At 60.3% G+C, this 19,628-nt stretch carries 15 protein-coding genes; 10 read left to right on the top strand and 5 right to left on the bottom strand.

Translation table 11 applies throughout. The features are described 5' to 3' along the window. The first annotated feature begins 1 nt into the window (after window position 1). Both dgoD and BM083_RS01795 read left to right on the top strand, forming a co-directional pair. Complete coding sequence (gene dgoD, locus BM083_RS01800; RefSeq protein WP_009376791.1) at window positions 2–1,150, top strand: galactonate dehydratase; 1,149 nt, start codon at window positions 2–4, stop codon at window positions 1,148–1,150. Further along, entirely contained in the window at window positions 1,144–1,935 is a 792-nt protein-coding gene (locus BM083_RS01795; RefSeq protein ID WP_177197507.1) for an SDR family NAD(P)-dependent oxidoreductase, read from the top strand. Before dgoD ends, BM083_RS01795 begins: the two co-directional genes overlap by 7 nt. An 81-nt stretch (window positions 1,936–2,016) precedes the next feature. On the opposite strand, the gene BM083_RS01790 is transcribed toward BM083_RS01795, so the two are convergent. Then, on the bottom strand, window positions 2,017–2,661 hold the full coding sequence (locus tag BM083_RS01790) for a bifunctional 4-hydroxy-2-oxoglutarate aldolase/2-dehydro-3-deoxy-phosphogluconate aldolase (RefSeq protein WP_089864961.1): 645 nt from the start codon (window positions 2,659–2,661) through the stop codon (window positions 2,017–2,019). Between the two features lie 876 nt (window positions 2,662–3,537). Between BM083_RS01790 and BM083_RS01785 the strand changes: the two genes are divergently transcribed. Further along, a complete protein-coding gene (locus tag BM083_RS01785; protein WP_089864958.1) occupies window positions 3,538–3,966 on the top strand; it encodes a hypothetical protein in 429 nt (142 codons plus the stop codon). A gap of 102 nt (window positions 3,967–4,068) precedes the next feature. Then, window positions 4,069–6,261: an alkaline phosphatase PhoX gene (locus BM083_RS01780; RefSeq protein ID WP_089864955.1), complete on the top strand. Its 2,193-nt coding sequence runs from the start codon at window positions 4,069–4,071 to the stop codon at window positions 6,259–6,261. Between the two features lie 173 nt (window positions 6,262–6,434). Here BM083_RS01780 and BM083_RS01775 read toward each other — a convergent pair whose 3' ends face one another. Then, window positions 6,435–7,208, bottom strand: coding sequence for a YihY/virulence factor BrkB family protein (locus BM083_RS01775; RefSeq protein ID WP_089864950.1), 774 nt, complete (start codon window positions 7,206–7,208; stop codon window positions 6,435–6,437). A 217-nt stretch (window positions 7,209–7,425) separates the two neighbouring features. Between BM083_RS01775 and BM083_RS01770 the strand changes: the two genes are divergently transcribed. The 5 genes from BM083_RS01770 to BM083_RS01750 all read left to right on the top strand — a co-directional run bounded on the left by BM083_RS01770 (window position 7,426) and on the right by BM083_RS01750 (window position 14,934). After that, the gene (locus BM083_RS01770; RefSeq protein WP_089864947.1) at window positions 7,426–8,628 is read left to right on the top strand and encodes an MFS transporter; all 1,203 of its coding nucleotides are present in this window, start codon (window positions 7,426–7,428) and stop codon (window positions 8,626–8,628) included. A gap of 1,342 nt (window positions 8,629–9,970) precedes the next feature. Next, window positions 9,971–11,377 carry an ethanolamine ammonia-lyase subunit EutB gene (locus BM083_RS01765; RefSeq protein WP_089864944.1) on the top strand — a complete coding sequence of 469 codons (1,407 nt, stop codon included), beginning with the start codon at window positions 9,971–9,973 and terminating at the stop codon, window positions 11,375–11,377. Further along, a complete protein-coding gene (gene eutC, locus BM083_RS01760) occupies window positions 11,374–12,102 on the top strand; it encodes an ethanolamine ammonia-lyase subunit EutC (protein WP_089864941.1) in 729 nt (242 codons plus the stop codon). The genes BM083_RS01765 and eutC overlap by 4 nt, the downstream gene beginning before the upstream one ends. A gap of 11 nt (window positions 12,103–12,113) precedes the next feature. Continuing rightward, window positions 12,114–13,559 (top strand): ethanolamine ammonia-lyase reactivating factor EutA, encoded by a 1,446-nt coding sequence (locus BM083_RS01755; protein WP_089864938.1) that lies wholly within the window; start codon window positions 12,114–12,116, stop codon window positions 13,557–13,559. Between the two features lie 106 nt (window positions 13,560–13,665). Then, entirely contained in the window at window positions 13,666–14,934 is a 1,269-nt protein-coding gene (locus BM083_RS01750; protein ID WP_089864935.1) for a DUF6498-containing protein, read from the top strand. Window positions 14,935–15,126: 192 nt separating this feature from the next. On the opposite strand, the gene BM083_RS01745 is transcribed toward BM083_RS01750, so the two are convergent. From BM083_RS01745 to BM083_RS01735, 3 genes are all read right to left on the bottom strand, one after another. Further along, entirely contained in the window at window positions 15,127–15,480 is a 354-nt protein-coding gene (locus tag BM083_RS01745) for a hypothetical protein (protein ID WP_089864932.1), read from the bottom strand. 151 nt (window positions 15,481–15,631) lie between these two features. Beyond that, the gene (locus BM083_RS01740; RefSeq protein WP_049894325.1) at window positions 15,632–17,038 is read right to left on the bottom strand and encodes a GntP family permease; all 1,407 of its coding nucleotides are present in this window, start codon (window positions 17,036–17,038) and stop codon (window positions 15,632–15,634) included. 209 nt (window positions 17,039–17,247) lie between these two features. After that, window positions 17,248–18,594 (bottom strand): cytochrome P450, encoded by a 1,347-nt coding sequence (locus BM083_RS01735; RefSeq protein ID WP_089864929.1) that lies wholly within the window; start codon window positions 18,592–18,594, stop codon window positions 17,248–17,250. A 133-nt stretch (window positions 18,595–18,727) separates the two neighbouring features. Between BM083_RS01735 and BM083_RS01730 the strand changes: the two genes are divergently transcribed. Then, window positions 18,728–19,393 (top strand): helix-turn-helix domain-containing protein, encoded by a 666-nt coding sequence (locus BM083_RS01730; protein ID WP_089864926.1) that lies wholly within the window; start codon window positions 18,728–18,730, stop codon window positions 19,391–19,393. The last annotated feature ends 235 nt before the right edge of the window (window positions 19,394–19,628 follow it).

Genomic DNA, 19,628 nt, shown 5'->3' with positions numbered 1-19,628 from the left:
CATGCAAATTGTCGATTACGAACTGTACGCGGTGCCACCGCGATGGCTGTTCCTCCGAATCGAGACGAGCGACGGGCTCATCGGTTGGGGGGAACCGGTCGTCGAAGGGCGCACCCACACGGTACGTGCGGCTGTCGAAGAGCTAATGCAAACCTACCTGCTCGGGAAAGACCCGATGCGCATCGAAGACCACTGGCAGACGATGTACCGTGGCGGCTTCTACCGCGGTGGGCCGGTATTGATGAGCGCCATCGCAGGCATCGACCAAGCGCTGTGGGACATCAAAGGCAAGCACTACGACGCGCCGGTTTACGAACTGCTCGGTGGGCGCGCTCGCGACCGGATTCGGGTCTACCAGTGGATCGGTGGTGACCGACCGAGCGGCGTCGCCGACAAAGCCCGCGAGAAGGTCGAAGCGGGCTTCTCCGCCCTGAAGATGAATGCGACGGCAGAACTCGAGCGCGTCGACAACCCGGCGGCCGTCACCGAGGCCCGCGACCGACTGGCGGCCGTCCGCGAGGCCGTCGGTCCCGAAGTCGACATCGGCGTCGACTTCCACGGGCGAGTCACCAAACCGATGGCCAAGCGGTTGGCTACCGCACTCGAAGAGTATGACCCGTTCTTCCTCGAAGAGCCAGTACTCCCGGAACATAACGACGCGTTACCCCAGATTGCCGAGCACACGTCGACTCCCATCGCGACGGGCGAACGGATGTACTCACGGTGGGACTTCAAGGAGGTCTTCGAACAAGGCGTCGTTGACGTCATCCAACCCGACCTGTCACACGCAGGCGGAATCACCGAGGTGCACAAGATCGCGGCGATGGCCGAGGCGTACGACGTAGCGATGGCACCGCACTGTCCGCTCGGTCCCATTGCACTGGCTGCCTGTTTGCAAGTCGACGCCGTCGCACCGAACGCGCTCATCCAAGAGCAAAGTCTCGACATCCACTACAACGAGACGAGTGACGTGCTGGATTACCTCGCAGACCCCTCGGTCTTCGAGTATCACGAGGGATACGTCGACATCCCCGACCGACCGGGACTCGGTATCGAACCCGATCTCGAGGCCATCGAGGAACGGGCAGGTCACGGAGAGTGGCATAACCCGGTGTGGCGCCACGCCGACGGGAGTGTCGCCGAGTGGTAGCGGCCCAACGATTCGAAGGCCAAACGGTGCTCGTCACTGGGTCGACTCGCGGTATCGGTGCCGGAACGGCCGAGCGATTCGCCGCAGAAGGGGCGAACGTTGTCGTGACGGGACGAACCGAAGCCGACGGCCGCACGGTCGTCGACCGTATCACCGAGGCGGGCGGAGAAGCGACGTTCGTCCGGGCGGACATGCGTGACCCGGACGCTATCGCGGCGCTCGTCGAGGCGACTGCGGAAGCCTACGGCGGTCTCGACGTCCTCGTCAACAATGCGGGTGTCGAGACGAATACGGCCGCTGACGAGGCGACGATGGACGACTGGGAGTTCGTCCTCGAGACGGACTTTCGATCGTACTGGCTCTGTGCGAAGCACGCCCTGGAGTACATGGACGACGGAGCCATCGTCAACATCTCGTCGAACCACGCGTGTTTGACGATGCCGGAGATGTTCCCTTACAACGCGGTGAAAGCGGGCATCAACGGCATGACGCGGGCGATGGCGCTCGACTTCGGTCCGCACGTCCGTGTCAACACCGTCAATCCTGGGTGGATTGCCATCGACCGGACGACCGACGAGATGGACCCCGAGTATCGTGCGAAGTTGGAGTCGATCCACCCGGTCGGCCGACTCGGGACGCCCGACGACGTCGCTGGCGTCGTCTCGTTTCTCGCGAGCGACGACGCAGCGTTCGTCACCGGAAGCTACGTCCTCGCCGACGGTGGCCGAACGGCCGTGATGCAAGACGACATGCTCCCTGACTACCGGGCGCGTCGCACCGAGTGAGCGTCGGTACTCTTCTCTCTCGTCGAGCGCGACCACACCGGCGTTTCGGGTATAACGAATTGAGGGCGCGACTGCTTCGCTTCAGTCGCGCGCCGTCTCGACGGCGTCCACGAAGGCCCGTGCGTTCGCTGTGATCGCTTCGTAGTCGCCACGGGCGATGGCCGCGTTGTCGACGATCGAGCTTCCGACACCGACGGCCGACGCGCCAGCATCGAAGAACGCACCGACGTTGTCGAGCGAGACACCACCGGTCGGGACCACAGGGATGTGACCGAGCGGGCCCCCCAACGCCGACACGAACTCGGGGCCGTGCGTCGACGCGGGAAACACCTTCACCATGTCGGCACCGGTGGTGTAGGCTTCCAACGCTTCCGTCGGCGTGGCGATACCGACAATCGACGTCGCACCGTAGCGGTTCGCCGTCTCCACCGTCTCCGCATCGAACGACGGCGTGACGACGAACTCTGCACCAGCGAGTAGCACTGCACGTGCGGTTTCACTGTCGAGGACCGTCCCCGCCCCGACGGTAATCTCTTCGGCGGTGAACGTCGAGGAGACGTCTCGAATCATATCGAGGACGCCGTTGGTGTTCGCCGTCACTTCGACGACGTCGACACCACCGCGTCGAAGCGCGTCGACGGTTTCGATGGCTGTTTCGGGGTCGGTCCCACGGATGATGGCGACGACACCCGTCTCTACGACTCGCTGGGCGATATCGGCGGTCACGACTCTTATCAGGAGGACACGCCTCTTAGTTTTAAGGTACCGGGCCGCGCGCTCAGTGAACACTACTGAGAGGCGGACGCTACTTCACGCGAACGAGGTTGCCGTCGAGTCGACTCCACTCGGAGTCCGACCGACGTGGTCGCCGATCCCTGCCTCCGAGGTGAAGTTGGCTTCTCAACCCCGAGCAATTATATTGTCCTCAGAACACAAGAGTGCGCGAGAAAGAGCTTCTCGAAATAGTTTATGTACGGATCTGGTTGGATCTGACCCGAACCCAATGGTCTCTGTTGAAGAGATTGATTCATCCCTCCTTTCCGAGATGTGTGTGTGCCTTTTTAGTTCTGATCTGGCCATTTTGACGGAGAATATACTGACTCCACCGTGAAAATGAGCGATAAACAAAATTCAACTTCGGATTAGAAGACGGGGACTGACCGTTCTTTTCGTCCCAGAAATATTGTCGACTACACCATCTTCTCCTGACTAATGTTGATAAAAGTTTATAATTCTAACCTTGAGCGAACGGGTGCCGGATCAGGTGACGGCGGAAACTCCTTCGGATGCTTCCGGAAAAACGGTCCACAGAAATCAAGGCAGAGTGCCTAGAGCTTGACCCCCGGGTACTTCACGATCGGTCCTCCGACTCAACATGCTCTCTGCGTCCGTTGGTCGCCTGCCCCCCGGCCGCTGCGGTCGGTCATTATAGTCTCACGCGGTGTCTCCGCCTCAGCATCCCCGTCGGTGAGACCGGCCGACGAGACTATCACACACAATTGTGAAGTAACAAGAGAACATCAGGAGGGGTACGACCGAAATGCACCCGGCTCCTCCGTCCGCCACGGAAGTGGTGAGACGAGCATCAGACGACCACCACCCATGTCGAAGCTAAACGAAGAAACCCCGAACGAAGAACGCGAGTCGATTCACGAACAGTACGTACTGGATGTCCGCATCGTCGAGTGCGTTCGACCCGACGTGGACCGTCCCCAATATCGGTTCGAGGCACCCGAACACACGCCGATGAGTTTCGACGACCCCGAGATGGCGGAGTTGTACGCGGACATCTACTTCTGTACAAACGGGTTCGTCGAAGAAGGGACGGGTGAACGCGGGGTTCCCCCGGAAGTCATCGGCGCAGGGCGCGCGGTGCTGGCAGCGTACTTCCTCACCCAACCAGGAACCGACCGTGACTGGGTTGCCTCGTTCTTCGGGAAGAAACCCCACCGGGTCCGCAAGTACGTCGAGTGGGTGCAGGGGCAGGCCGAAGAGATTCGAACCGGTGTCGTCGAGCAGGGGCTGGGGTAGCAGTCGGGTGCGTGAAAATACTGCGCAGTTGGAGATATACTATCTAATTCATAAATTAGATTATGCCAATAATTTTAATGATATAGATACAATTTCTTCTGGATGGTAGATATCAACCGACGACAGTTGATGGCGACGTCCGCGGCCGTCGCGCTTGGCGCTAGTGTGAGCGGCGTCGCGAACGCGAGCGAGAGCGAAATCGACGAATCGGACACGCCGGGTGCCCCGAGTGTCAAAGGCGAACTCAAGCGGTTCGCGAACACGGCGTTCGGGGCCGAAGTGACGGGACCGTGTGTCTTCGACGACGGGACGCTTCTCTTCAGTAATCAACACCCCAGCGACGAGAACCAAGGGAAGTACAGCCAGCCCGGTGTCGGCTACTTCAGCGGGTTCCAGTTCGCCGACGACGGCAACAACGACGACTTCGAAGAACTACCGATTCCCAATACGAAGGACGAGCAGACACGGATTCGGAGTAGCGCGGGCGAGTACACGTATCTCGCCCGGGGTCGTGATTCGGTCGACGACGGTGCAGGACTCCTCGGAGTGACCCAGACACCCGACGGTACGAACGTCACGCGTGACAACTTCGCAGGCACCCAGTACGGCGCAGCGGCGACGAACCCCGACTGTAACCGCCTCGTCGAGGCCCCTCGTGAGTCGGAGTACGACCACTATCTCTTCACGAACTGGGAGAACAGTCCCGGAAACGTCTCGCGCATCCCCATCTACTGCGACGATGGCGAGTGGCACTCGGACCTCGAGAACGCGAGAAACCTCGCTAACACGGAGGCGTTCCGCAGTCTCGGGGGGACACGTATCAACTGCTACGGTGACACGACGCCGTGGGAGACGATGGTCACCTCCGAGGAACACTACGCACACCCACGCGTCTCGCTGACGAACACCGTCGGCGACATCGTCGACGCGGGGACGGGTGCGGGGCTTCTCGGTGCCGCGCACTTCTGGAATCGACCGAACCCCGCCGATATTTCGGGTGTCATCAGCGACTACGTCGACGACGGCGCTCTCGACGAGGGATGGACTCCACAGGGTGCTTTCGCACTCACCGGCGTCGAGTTCCTCGCGTACTACCTCGGTGCAGAGCGGGTCAACGAGGACACTGGTGAGAACAGTCTCGAACTCATCAGCGACGTCTATCCGAACCCCTACCGCTACGGCTACCACGTCGAGTTCCGCAACGGCGACGCCGCTGACCCGGACGACATCGAACCTATCAAGCACTACGTGATGGGCCGCGCCGCGTGGGAGTGCCCGGACTTCCAGAACGACAAGAAGACGGTCTACGGCTGTTCGGACGGCGACTCCAAGGGTATCTACAAGTTCGTCGCCGACCGCCCGATGACCAGCTACGACGACCCGACCGAAATCGCGGGGACGCTCTACGCCCCGAAGATCTCCGCGCCGATTACGGAGCCACGAGCGTCACCCGCCAACACCGACCTCGACGTCGAGTGGCTGGAGCTCGGACACGCCTCCAACGCCGAAATCGAGACGTGGATCGCCGAGTACGACGACGTGACGCAGGCGGACTACGTCTCCATCGGCGACGCGTCCCATCCTGCCGTCGACGACCACGAGTTCGCCGTCGACGCGGACGCCTCACTCGAAGACAAGATCGAAGCCGCCGACCTGTACGTCATCGAGTACGGCAACCCCAACTACGTCAGCAACGAGGAGATCGTCGAGTGGGCCAGCCAGTACGAGGCGGACGGACCGGACGGTGTCGACGAAGAACTCCGCAAGGTGCCGTTCATCGAGACTCGCGCCGCCGCAAAGGAGATCGGGGCCTCCATCGAGTTCAACAAGGCCGAAGGCGTCGACAGCGAGTCCAACGCTCGGCCGGGTGACTACGTCTACTTCGGCATCTCCGAGTTCAACGACGACCTCGCAGACGAGACGGGCGACATCCAGATGGACCGCGTCGACGGTGGTGTCGTCTATCGCGGAAAACTCGAAGAGCAGTACAACATCTCGACGCTCGAACCCGTCATCGTCGGGCCGGACTTCACGGACGGTCCAAAGGTGGCGAACGACGCGCTTCGTAACGTCGACAACGTCTACGTGATGGACGACGGCCGCGTCCTCTGTTGTGAGGACGGGTTCAACGAGTCCCAGCGGTCGTATCCGAACGACTGTCTCTACGTCTTCGAACCCGAAGGCAACGCGAACCCAGGAAAAGGCGACGAGAACCCCGGAAAGGGCGACGAGAACCCCGGAAAGGGCGACGAGAACCCCGAGGAGAGTGAGGCGGAGACAGAGAGCGAAGAGTAAACCCGGAAAGCAGTCGAACGACGCCGTTTTTTGAGTCGTGTCACGCGGACACAGTCGGTGGGTCGACTCGGCCGACTGAGCAGAGCACGCCGACAGAGCGGTCACTGCTGTTTCGCGGTGTCACCGTGGAGTAGAGTACGAGGTCACATACATCCTGTTCGAAGCAACCCCGCTCAGAGGGACGACTCAGTTTGACGCTGGTCGTTGACGATGATGCCGGTCAAAAGGAGCGACGCGGCCAGGTAGAAACTCGTGAGGAGAATCACGATTCCGCTGAGGACTCCGTAGATTGCGTATTGGCCAGCGTGAGTCGAGTAGAAGTGAAGCGCAGTGTTGAGCACCGTCCACCCGAAGGAAGCTGTGAGCGCACCGGGGAGCGCCGCGCGCGGTGTCGCTACCACACGCGACGGCACGTAGTAGAGGGGGACGAACACGACAGCGAGCGTCACCCAGAGGCCGAAAAATGAGGCGAGTTCGACGAGTGGGCCGGCGGGAGGCAGCGCAAAGAGGATACTCGTCGTCGCGACAGCGAGGAGTGCGAGCCCGATACTCCCCAGGATGACGACCGAATCGCGAACGAGGTCCCGGAGTCGGTTCTGGGCCGTCCCTTCGATCTGTTCGATAACGGTTCGGATATCACCGACGGCGTTCGCACCGCACCACCCCAACACGAGTACGGCGAGCACTCCGGCACCGGTTCGACCGTTCGCCGTCGTTATCGACTGGGTGACCAGCTTCCGTACTGGCGGGGTCAGAAACGAAGGGGCCACCCGAGAGAACTCTACCGCGAGCGGTCTGCCGACTGCAGCAAACGTCAACACGAGAAGCGGGGCGAAAGAGACGAACGCGTAGTACGCGAGCGCAGCCGCAGGATAGCGAATCTTCTGCTTGAGCGCAACCCGAAACGAGGTTCGAAAGAGGGAGAGATATCCGAAGAGTTGGAGCATACTGACGGTTGGTGCTCTTGAGGGAAATATCCTCAGACACTATCTTTCGAGCACGAAGCGGACTCGCTAGACGACGTTCCGTATCGTTGCTCTGGAGAACTCCCTTCGGCCTCGTACACACGCCCGTCTACAGAGACTCGTCAAGTGGAGATGAGCGACGACCACAGGACAGACAGCAAAGGGTTTGCGATAGCTCAGAGAACCGAGGACAAAGACAGTGAGCACCCAAACGAACACCACTGGCTCTCGCCTCGAAACGCTCGGTCTCGTCGTTGGGTTCTTCGTGCTCTCGACGGCGGCCGCAGCCTACGAAATTGCACCGGCGAGCGTTCTGCCGCTCATCCAAGAGACGCTGCGTCTCAAAGCGAGCACGGCAGGCTGGCTCGTCAGTATCATGTATGCGACTGCGGTCGTCACGAGCATCCCCACCGGGATCGTCCTCGATCGCTTCTCGGTACGTCGGGTGGTCTGCTTCGGTACCGTCGCACTCGTCGTCGCCGGTGTGTGGGGCTGGTACGCAGCCACCGCCGGCGCCTACCTCTGGTTACTCGTGTCTCGGGTTCTGGGTGGTATCGCGTACGTCATCTTCTGGAATGCGGGTGCGAACGTCGTCGGCAGTGCCGTCGCGTCTCGACACCGAGCAACCGCTGTCGGCGTGTTCACCGCGAGCGCACCCGTTGGGTTCGCGCTCGGACAGTTCGGTAGCCCGCTCGTTGCGGACGTGGCTGGTTGGCCGGCGATTCTCCCGCTGTACGCCGCTCTCGGTGTCGTCGGCGTCACGATTTTCTTACTCGCAACTCGTCGCCACGTCCCCGGTGTCGACGCGGCTGCGCCTGACCGGACGGCGCTCCGGGCGCTGTTCACCAGTCGAGCTGTCTGGACCGTCTGCGTGCTCTGCTTTCTCGCCTACTCGCTGTATCTCTTCGTCAACACCTGGTTACCGAGCTACCTCGTCGAGGGATTCGATATCTCGCTGGCGACGGGCGGCCTACTGACGGCACTGTTTCCGGCGATTGGAGCCGTCGGACGGTCGAGTAGCGGGGTCATCTCCGACAGAGTGTTCAATGGAAAGCGTCGTCCCGTCGTCGTCTTGTCGTTCGTCGTCGCCACCCCCGCCATCGTCGCCTTCGCATTCGTTTCGCAACTTGGCGTCGTCGTCGGCACCGTCCTCGCCGTCGGCTTCGCCATCCAACTCGTCACTGGACTGCTCTTTTCGTACATCGCCGAACTCGTCCCAGTCGCGGTGCGTGCCACTGCTGTCTCGCTGCTGACGAGCATCGGCTTGCTCGGAGCGTTTGCTGCACCCATCGCCGCTGGCATCATTATCGACCAGGCGGGCTACGGGCCGGCGTTTCTCGTCGCCGGTGGCGTCGCCTTCCTCGGCGTTCTCGTCGCACTGCGCGCGCCTGAGCCGAAGTAGCTCCGCGAACTAGGCCAATCGTGAATCCGGCGTACACGTCTCAGACGTGCTTCGTTTGTTCTCGACAGAGAGATGTGGGTAGTTTTATCTAAACGCGCAGTTCCATTGTATCGAGTCCTGAGCGTCTCCCAGGCGGAGTGACTCACGAAACGTACTCTCTATGTTTTGGAGAACCAACTAAGGGGGCCGACGGTGTCACCCACCCCTCGTTTGGAGTGAAAAAAGTCTGGTTTCGGGCCCTATGACTCTCTTTTCGCTGGGTGAATCAGTCGGAACCATCACCGCTGCGAGTGAAATACACTTGTGAGGGAGGAAAATCTCAGACACACCTCCCTTGCAGGTGAAAATGGACGGCATAGACCTGTTAACCCCCGAGTCGGTACTGGGTAGGGCAGGATAACTCAGTACTATTGATAATCGACGACCCTCAGACCCCACCCCCTCGTTTGGAGTGAAAAAGCGCCACATTCGTGCGAGATATGTGTTCTGAAGCCTGTCTGTGTTTGTGTAGTCGATGTGAGCGAAGGAAGATCACCACTACAAAAGAAGCACCGCGGGGTCTGAATTAATCGTTCTTGATGATAGGCAGAGGTGGTTTCACCTGTATGTAGAAACCCGGTATAATACCGTTACAGTGACTCTCAATGGGTTTTACTCACAAAAGCCATCTGCGTGTCGATTTAAGGGTGCCCTTGATTAATGAGAGTAGAGTAACACCCACCCCTCATTTTGAGTGAAACGAAACCAGAGCAAAGAGGGTGCAGATGAGATAACATCCTCTCAACCCTGTTTGAATTTAAGTGGGCCGGATTCCGTTGACTGAAATCCAGTCGGCTGCAACACTTAGAATACTGAGATTTCGTCTCAGCTCAGACACTCCATTGACCTCCTCCCACGCCTAAAGACGCAGGAACCCGCCATGGGATTTCAAACCGAGCGTCTGCTCGCCTCTACAGTTCAAGAAGTGTAATTTGCCAATCGTTTTAACCAGTAGGTACGACTGTTTTTCACTCCAAACGAGGGGTGTGTCTCCATATCAATGTCGTCAATACACGCTTCGTTTGAACCACAGAACTAATTTCGGCCGCCTCAGGGTTTTCCGCCTGGTTATATGCCGATCAGGCGTAATAATTCGCCGTTTCCAACGACTCTGTAAGCAGTTCTAGGTCAAGCAAAGTACTAGATTTACGATCCGCTCGTTTCTCAAACTGGCCTTAACTAGACAGTGCCGAGATTAGTCACACGACTGACGTCTGAGCGGTTGCGAGACTGAAAGCGTCCTTACCGCGTAGCATAAATGCTAGCCATTACCACTTAGACCGATCCGCCCCATATAGCACCAATGACCAGTGACTTTGAATCCACAATCACCGGGACACGCTATTCGTTCGACTCGCTCACCGAGGTGTTAGCGAAGGCCAACGAAGAGAAGACCGGCGACGAACTCGCAGACATTGCGGCGGACTCCGCTGCAGAACGGGTCGCGGCCAAAGACGCGCTCAGCCGAGTTTCGTTGGCGACTCTCCGAGAGAATCCCGTGATTCCCTACGACGAAGACGAGGTGACACGGGTCATCCAAGATGCAGTGGACGAGGACGTATATGGGAAACTTCGTGAGTGGACCGTCTCGGAGCTCCGTGAGTTCCTGCTCGCCGAGGAAACGACAGAGCGAGAGATTGCCGAGATTCGGCCGGGGCTGACGAGCGAGATGGTCGCCGCCGTCGCAAAACTCATGTCGAATCTGGATCTGATTCAGGCGACCTCGAAGATGACCGTGACGGCGCGCTGTAACAACACCATCGGTGGCGAGGGAACACTCTCGTTTCGCCTCCAGCCAAACGACCCGACCGACGACATCGACAACATCCGGAACTCGATTCGAGAAGGGCTGTCGTACGGCGTCGGCGACGCCGTCATCGGCATCAACCCGGTCGAGGATAACGCTGAACAGACGAAGCGTCTCCTCGAAATAACGAAGGAGTTCATCGAGACGTGGGAGATCCCAACGCAGAACTGTGTCCTCTCGCACATCACGACGCAGATGGAGGCGGTCGAGAACGGTGCGCCTGCGGACCTGCTGTTTCAGAGTCTGGCTGGAACGGAGGCCGGAAACGAGAGCTTCGGTATCGATGTGGAACTGCTCGACGAGGCGTATGCATTTGGCGAAGACGAGTGTACCGCCGCTGGGCCGAACTTCATGTACTTCGAGACGGGCCAAGGCTCGGAGCTCTCTAGCGATGCCCACGCAGGCGTCGATCAGGTAACGTTGGAAGCGCGCTGTTACGGCCTCGCAAAGCGGTACGACCCGTTCATCGTGAACACCGTCGTCGGCTTCATCGGCCCCGAGTATCTCTACGACGGGAAACAGGTCATTCGAGCGGGGCTCGAAGACGTGTTTATGGGCCAGTTGACGGGGATTTCGATGGGCATCGACGCCTGTTACACGAACCACATCCAAGCCGACCAAAACGATATCGAGAACTTGGCCGTCTTACTGACGGCTGCTGGGTCGAACTACTTCATCAGCGTTCCCATGGGTGACGACACGATGCTCAACTACCAATCGAATAGCTACCATGACGCGGCTGCACTGTGGGACATCTTCGACGTCCATCCTGCCCCGGAGTTCGAGTCGTGGCTCGAGGCCATGGGTATCGTCGAAGATGGACAGTTGACCGAGAAGGCGGGCGATCTGACGGTCTTCTTAGACGAACCCGAGGAACACTTGAGACAGGAGGGAACCCAATGACCGATGCTGAATCGCGTGCCGACGGCGACGACGAGACAGCACTCGATCGAATCCTCGAGGCGAGTCCATCTCGACTCGGAGTTGGCCGCAGTGGTCGCCGGCCACGAACGGCGTCGGTACTGTCCTTTCGGGCGGATCATGCGCGGGCTCGCGACGCCGTGCTCACACGTGTCTCCGAGGAAACAATCGAACGAGCAGGGCTTCACAAGATCACGAGCCGTGTATCGGATCAAGACGAGTATCTCGCCCGGCCAGATTTGGGTCGAGAGATCAGCGACGCGACAGTCACGGAACTCCGCGAAGCGTGCATTCACGCACCAGACGTGCAACTCGTCGTCTGTGATGGCCTCAGTTCGACCGCCGTCGACGCGAACGTTGGTGACCTCCTGCCGATTCTCATCGATGGACTCGAAGAACGGGGCTTCACCGTCGGCACACCGCTGTTCGTGGAGTTCGGCCGTGTCGACGTGATGGACGCCATCGGCGAGGAACTCGAGGCGGAGATCGTGGTGAACCTCATCGGGGAACGGCCAGGGCTGAACACCGCGAAAAGTCTGAGCGCGTACCTGGTCTATGGCCCCGAGCGAGGGAAGCCAACGGCGAAAAAGTCGGTGATATCGAACATCCACCCGGATGGGCTGCCGGCGATTGAGGCGGGCGCACAGATCGTCGAACTCGTGGCGACGATGCACGAACAGCAGGGAAGCGGTCTCGACTTGGAGTGACGGGGTGAACGATGGCCACAGAGACACCCACCCTCACGAGCGTCGGTATCGATATCGGCACCACGACGACACAGCTGATAATCAGTGAACTCACCCTCTCGACGACAGGACTCGGTGCGGTGAACGTCGAAATCGAGGACACCGACATCGTCTATCGAGGGACTATCTACGAGACGCCGCTTTTGGACCACCAGACGCTCGATGTCGATGCGATTGCCGACCTCGTTACGACCGAGTTCGAGAACGCAGGCTACACCCCTGCGAGCATCGACAGCGGTGCCGTCATCGTCACTGGCGAGTCCTCGTACAAGACGAACGCCGAAGAGTTGGTGACGCGTATTGCGGCCGACGCTGGCGAGTTCGTCGTCGCTGCGGCAGGTCCCGAACTAGAATCCGTGCTAGCTGGTACCGGCTCGGGGGCTGCGGCGTGGGCACGAGAGCGAGAGGCGACGATTCTCAACGTCGACATCGGTGGCGGGACGACCAACATGTGTCTGTTCGCCGGTGACTCGGTCGTCGAAACGCGGTGTCTCGACGTCGGCGGTCGACTGCTCCGATTTGACACGAGCGGGACGATTACGCACGTCTCTGTCCCGGCGGCGCAGTTGCTGGAAACCGCAGGCCTCTCTCTGGACGTCGGGTCTCGTCCGACAGAAGGAGAGCTCCACGAACTGGCCGCGTTGATGGCTGATGTAGTTTTCGAGACTATCGACGGAAGTGGGCGCAGTTCGACGACGAAGGCACTCACCATCGGGGATGGCGAGTACGCCGCCCGATCGCTCGATGGGGTTTGCTTCAGCGGTGGCGTCGGACAGCTAATCGCATCGGACACAGATACAGAGACGTTCGCGTACGGAGACTTCGGCAACTTCCTCGCCGCAGCAATCCGGGACCGACTCGAGTCGTCTCCGCTGGCGTACCGCTCGCCGAACGAGACGATTCGGGCGACTGTCATCGGTGCCGGAACACAGACGACGTCTTTCAGTGGGACCACAGTGTCGCTCGACGAAGACGTCCTCCCACTGCGAAACCTCCCCGTCGTCGAGGTGTCGCTCGCTGGCACAGATTGTACGTCACTCGCTGCGGAGGTGTGTCGGCAGTTGGAACATGGGCTTGCTCTCCATGAAACAGAGCAGTTAGCAGGGCTTGCAGTAGCCCTCCCCGACGTTGGGTCGCTCTCGTACGCCCGCATGCAGACTCTTGCACAGGCACTCACGCAGGGCTATGTGGACGCCGGCTACGTCGACACGCAGTTGCCAGTCGTACTCGTTCCGAGACAGAACTGTGCGAAAGCACTCGCGCAATGTCTGCGAGCGAGTTCGAGTGACTTGTCGCCGCTCATCGTCATCGACGAGATTGCTGTGAGTGACGGCGATTATCTCGACGTCGGTGAGCCGATGTTGTCGAGTCAGACGGTTCCTGTCGTGGTCAAATCTCTCGTCTTTGGAGGTCAGTAGCCCACAGCGGATCTACAACTGACAGAGGTTCGTGTCACTACCGCCAGTTCGGGTCTGCGAGGAGCGATGTCACAGGTGATATATTTGACGCGTAACTCCCGGACGTATGCGACGGCCCTCCACGTACCGACTCGGTGTCGTTGCCGTACTCGGCTCGAATCTTATCGCCCCTATCGGCGTCCTCGCGTTCGGCTGGTCGACGACTGCACTGTTAGGAGTCGTCGTTCTCGAACTCGTCGCCGTGCTGTTCTGGTCAGTGGTCAAGCTTCCCTTTGCGGCCAAGCGTCCGAACAACGCCGTCGAGAACCTGCGACTGTTGGCCCCGTTGCAAGCAAAACGCGGGTCGACGGCGGTCCCCGGTCCACTCCCGCCAGTCTATCTCCGAAATCTCCCCATGCTCATCGTCGCGGTTGTCCTGTTCGCCCCGCTCGAACTCACCGTCGCCCTCGGCGTGTTTGCGCTCTCGGACCCGGTTGTCACGGACCCCGTGGCTAGGCAGCTACTGCTCGGTGGGCTTGGGGTATTCGTCGGTCGGGGTATCGAGACTGCCACCGACTACTTCCGTGCCGGGGGATATCGCGACCACTCGCCGCGTTCGGTCCTGTTGGCCTCGTTCAAGCACTTCTTCGGCATCGGAGCGCTCCTGCTCATTGCTGGCGTGTTTGGTGACGCACTCGGGAGTGCAGGTGTCCTGTGGGTGATTATCGGTGGCAAACTCGTGTACGACCTTCGTGCGTTGCAGGTCCAGCAAAACGAAGACGCCCGTGGGGTCTTTTACAGGCTATACGGGAGCACCGAGACAGAGATCGAGCCTGTTCCCATCGACGTCCCCGAGGGAGCACCGACCTATCGAGTACGTACACCTCGGCGAGTGCGTCTCGTCGACGCACTCTATCAGGGAGTGTTGTACTCGCTGACCAGCGGCGTGCTGTTGTTCTACGCGATTGCCGTGTCGCTCCTCGTCTTTGCGCCGTCAACGCTGGTGGTCGCTCCGTTCGCTGTCATCGGTGCGTTCGTGGGGCTACAGGCGACTGCTCGCTACGTTCGTTACGGCTGGGTCGAATACCACTGTTACGACGACGTGCTCATCGTCCACGACACGGTGTTGGACACCCCACAAGCACGTCTCGAACGTGACGCCGTCACTGGACTCTCCGTCGAGAAGGACTTGGTAGACAGATGCTTCGGGACACAGACGCTCGCCTTCGAGACGGTCGGTGATGAGTCGCGAGAGATACAGTTCACGCTTCCAGACCCCGAGGCTGTCGACAACGAGGACAGACACACGAACGTCCCACTATCGGTCGTCCACGTGACTGCACCCGGGACCGTCGCTGATGCACTTGGCGAGCGGTGGCGACTGGAGAAGAGATGAGTAGTTATCAGCCGATGTGTTCTGGCACCCGAAGCGACAGCGAGAATCGTCACCACTCAGCAACTCGTGAATGAGTCCGTAACCTCATCGGAAGCGTGGCTCTCACCCACTGCTCGACAGCACCGAGAGACAGGCGACAACAGCAGTACAAACGTAGCCGAGCCGATTCGTTGCCGTCGGTTGAGAGTGAGACTACCGACTGTCGTCGTCGGAGTCCTCGCCGACGTCGATAGTCAGACTCTCCGTCTCGCCGTCGTCCTGTTGTTCGCTCCCGAACAGTCGCTCTCGGAGGTTGCCAGCGCACGACTCGACTTGGTTTCGGACCGTCGCCACCTCTTCTTCGAACTCCTCGACGGAGCGCTCGACGTAGTAGACGTTCTGGAGCGGAATCCGCCGGACGATGTCGCGGTCGTCCTGTTCGTCGGTCTTGAGAATCCAGTGGTCTTGAAAGTACGCGATGTGTTCGTTGTCGACCGTCTTCTCGACAGTCCCCTCGTTGGGGTCTTCGTAGACGATGGTGGCCTGTCCGAGTTCTTCGTCTGTCATGGCTACACGGAGACCTGCGACGTACGTATGTGCTGTGGCCGTCGTACGCACGGCTGGTCGGGGAATGTGGCGTCGAGAACGACAGAGAGGCGGTGAAGAGTCAAGAAGAGTCAGCGACAGAACCGAGAAAGACCGCAGGACGCTAGCCCAGTTAGGCCAGCGGGAAGATAGTCGAGAGGATGAGGACAGAGACGAGACCGGTGACGGAGATAATCGTCGTCACCACAGTCCACGTCTTGAGCGTCTCGGCCTGCGTCAGTCCACCGATCTCCTTGACGAGCCAGAAGCCGGAGTCAGGGTACCACGAGCAGATGTTTCCACCGGCGCCGATAGCCATCACGAGATACGCCGCGTGAACGTCGAGTTGGCCGGTCAAGGGGGCCATGATACCGGCGGCGGTGAGCATCGCTGCTGTCGCCGAACCCTGTGCGATACGGACGATGGCGGCGATGAGCCACGCCGTGATGAGGAGTCCGATACCGATGTTCTGGAGACTCCCCGCGAGGTACGAACCGATGCCGGAGGCGGCGAGCAGTGCACCGAACGCGCCACCCATCGCAGTGATGGCGGCGATGTTGCCACCGCTCTTCAGCGCCTCGGTGAGTTCGCCCTCCCACTCGGAGCGTGAGAGGTCGGTCCAGCGGAGGTAGATGTACGCCGCGAGAAGGGCCGCAGCGGTGAGCGCGACGTTCTTGTCGCCGAGGAACGCGACGAGGGGTTCGAGTGTGGCGAACAAGCCTGCGAAGCCGGGAAGGACCTGCTGGAGCGGGCCGATGGCCGTCGACGCGCCGACGAGGGCGACGGCGACGACGATTGGGCCGACAGCTTCGAGGAAACTCGGGAGCGTGCTCGAATCGCGCTGTGCGCGTTCTTCGAGTTCTTCTCGCGTCGTCCCCATCGAGTCGCGAAGCGGGATGTCGAGTCGCTTGTTGATCCAGCGACCGTAGACGAGACCGCCCATCGTTGCCGAGGGGGCGGCGACGGCGACGCCGATGACCATCGTCATACCGAGGTCGGACCCAATCTCGCTGGCGACGGCCAGCGGGCCGGGCGTCGGCGGGACGAACACGTGGGCCGTCGCGGCACCGGCACCGACGACGACGATGTAGAGCGCGTAGTTCTTTCCCATCCGCGCGCGCATCGAGCGAGCGAGCGGCGCGAGCAGGTAGAAGACGCTGTCGAAGAACACCGGAATCGCGAGAATCGTCGAACTGCCCCAGAGTGCGACGTCCGAGTTCTCCTTGCCGACGAGCGACTGGAACGTCCGGACGACGCGTTGCGCAGAACCGCTTTCGAGCATCGACTTCCCGATGATGGCAGCCATCAGGATGGGTATCCCGATACCGGCCATCCCGTTCCCGAACGCGGTTGCCGTCTGCGTCGCCGCTTGCGCGAGTGCGAAGTCGGGGACGAACACTGCGTTCACGACGCCGACGGAGAACGCAGCGAGTGCCAACCCGACGAACGCCGGGAGGTCCCAGACGACGAGTAGTAATACGACCAGCGCGAGTCCGATTCCGAACGTCAGAAGCGGACTATGTGCAAATTCGATCGCCATGTGTGCCGTGTTGTCGGTGTGGTAGTGCATTGAAAATAATTTCTATACGGAACAATTTACATTATCGTTTTCATTGTTAATCAGATATATACTGAACATTCATCCATTTCTGCAGATTCGGGCGAGCCTATCGGACGACGAGAGACGGACGAAAAGAGGGTACGTCGAGTGTCGGACGACGAACAGTCGGTGAGGCGCGTTCGTCGGCGTTACCGACGGTGGACGGTCATCCGCACCGGGTCTTTCGGGCGGGCCGTCACCGACGCTGCGAGGTTCAACTCCGTGTCTGGCGTGAGTTCGAGGTGGTACTGTTGGTAGATGGTCGCCAAGAGCAGTCGCGCTTCGAGCATGGCGAAGCGGTCACCGATACACCGTCTCGGTCCGGCGGCGAAGGGGAAGTACGCCAGTTTCGGGAGCGACTTTTCGAACTCCTTCGTCCACCGACTCGGGTCGAACGCGAGAGGGTCGTCGTACCATCGAGCGTCGCGGTGGACGACCCACTGGTGCATGCGAATCGTCGCACCGGCAGGGATCTCGTACCCACCGATGATGTCGGGTTTGACCGGTTCGCGGACGATACCCGGAACCGGCGGATACAGACGCATCGACTCTTTGACCACCTGTTCGGTGTAGGGCAACTCGGCGAGGTCCGCCATCGTCGGCGTCTCGCCGTCCAACACCTCGTCGAGTTCGGCGACGAGTCGCTTCTCGACTTCGGGGTGGCGTGCGAGCGCGTAGGCGGTGAACGTCAGCGACAGGGCTGTCGTCTCGTGACCGGCGAGGAGGAGCGTGACCACCTCGTCGCGAATCTGCTCCGTCGAGAGGCCGTCGCCTTCGTCGTCACTCACGGAGAGCAACATCGAGATGACGTCTCGCTCGCCGGGGTTCTCCCGTCGCTGTTCGATGATGTCGTAGACGACGTTGTCCAGTCGTTCACGGGCGTGTCGAATCCGACGCCGCGACGGCGTCGGAACGTTCTCCGGGAGGACGTAGTGTGAGAGACTCTCGGAAGCCTCCATGAACTCCTCCAGTGCGAGCCCCACCTCGTCGACGTAGTCGTCGATGTCGACGCCGAAGAGCGCCTGGGCGACGATGCGGAGCGTCACGTCCATCATGTCGTCGTGGATGAGTCGTGTCTCGCCGTCGCCCCACGTTGCCAGCAACTCCTCGGTGGCGTCGGTCATCATCTCGGCGTACTCGCTGATGCGACTCGGGCCGAACGCAGGTTGGATGAGGTGGCGGTTCCGTCGCCAGACGGCCCCCTCGCTGTTCAGGATTCCGTCGCCCGTAATCGGCGAGAGCGTCCGCTGGAAGGCGTCACCCTTGATGTAGTTCTGGTTGTTCTGGACGAGCACCTGTTCGATGTGGTCGGGGTGGTTCAACTGGTAGATGGGGCCGTCGAGTTCCTCCCAGCCGACGATGTCGCCGTACTCGGCGGCGTTCTGGGTCATGAACTCGAACGGACGACGTACGAACGCGGGATAGTTGCCGACGAGTGGTAGCCCGTCGGGGCCGGGCGGCATCTCGGTCGACACCGGCGGTGTCTCGTTGCTCATTACACTCTCTTCGTCCGCACGGTCCCTCTATCTGTTTCCGAGCATGCTAGGTGTGTTTAAGTAGGTCGCCGAGTGACCCTTCGGTCAAGATGAACAGTGCGGGTAGACAGCGAACGAACACAACCCACACACGATGCGCTACGCGACAGTTACCCTGAGTTGGACCGACGGCGCAGTCCACCCGGTCGACGACATCTTCGCTCACGACGAGACGGTCACCGTCGAGGCGATTCACTATGTCAGTCCCGGTCCGACCGGACAGTACGTCGAACTCCTCGAACTCCGCGGCGACCTCGACCGAGCGGCGACGCTCTTGGACGAGACCCCCGATGTCCTCGCCTCCGACGTGACGGGGGCGGACGACCACGGCGTCGCGTACGTCCAGTGTCGGAGTGCTGGTCTCGTCGACGACCTCCTCGGGACGCTCCACGACCACGAAATCGTCGTCGACTGGCCGATTCACTACTTCGACGACGGCGACGTTCGCGGCCTCCATCTGACGGTCATCGGCACCGACCGAGCGATTCAGCAGGCCGTCTCGAACCTCCCGCCAGTAATCGGGTTCACGCTCGAACGAATCGGCGAGTACCGACCCGACACGGGAGTCCTCGCGGACCTTCTGACCGACCGGCAACACGAAGTCTTCGACCTCGCCGTTCGAGCGGGCTACTACGAGGTCCCGCGCCAGACGACCCACCGAGAACTCGCCGCGGAACTCGACCTCGCGGCGGGAACGGTGAGCGAACATCTCCAACGCATCGAAGCGAAACTCGCCCAAGCGTACCTTCGACAGCAGTAGGCGAAGAGAGATGATGATAACTGAGAAAATTGTTAGAACTCTTTGGAACAGACACCGTACGGGAACTCTTCTATAAATTGTATGACATTTATAATAACAGCTGAATGGCGTGCTTTTCTCCATATAGTTCGACATACAGAATTGAAAAGCCGTGTTAGAGCACATAGACACGATATCTATGTATTAACTGAGTCGCCGGTCTCACAGAGATATCTATCGACGATAGAGTGTGTGT

The sequence above is a fragment of the Halogranum rubrum genome (assembly GCF_900114455.1).
In the GTDB taxonomy this organism is placed as follows: Archaea; Halobacteriota; Halobacteria; order Halobacteriales; family Haloferacaceae; genus Halogranum; species Halogranum rubrum.
Note: the sequence above shows the minus strand (reverse complement) of the source record. Positions and strands in the feature narration are given on the sequence as shown.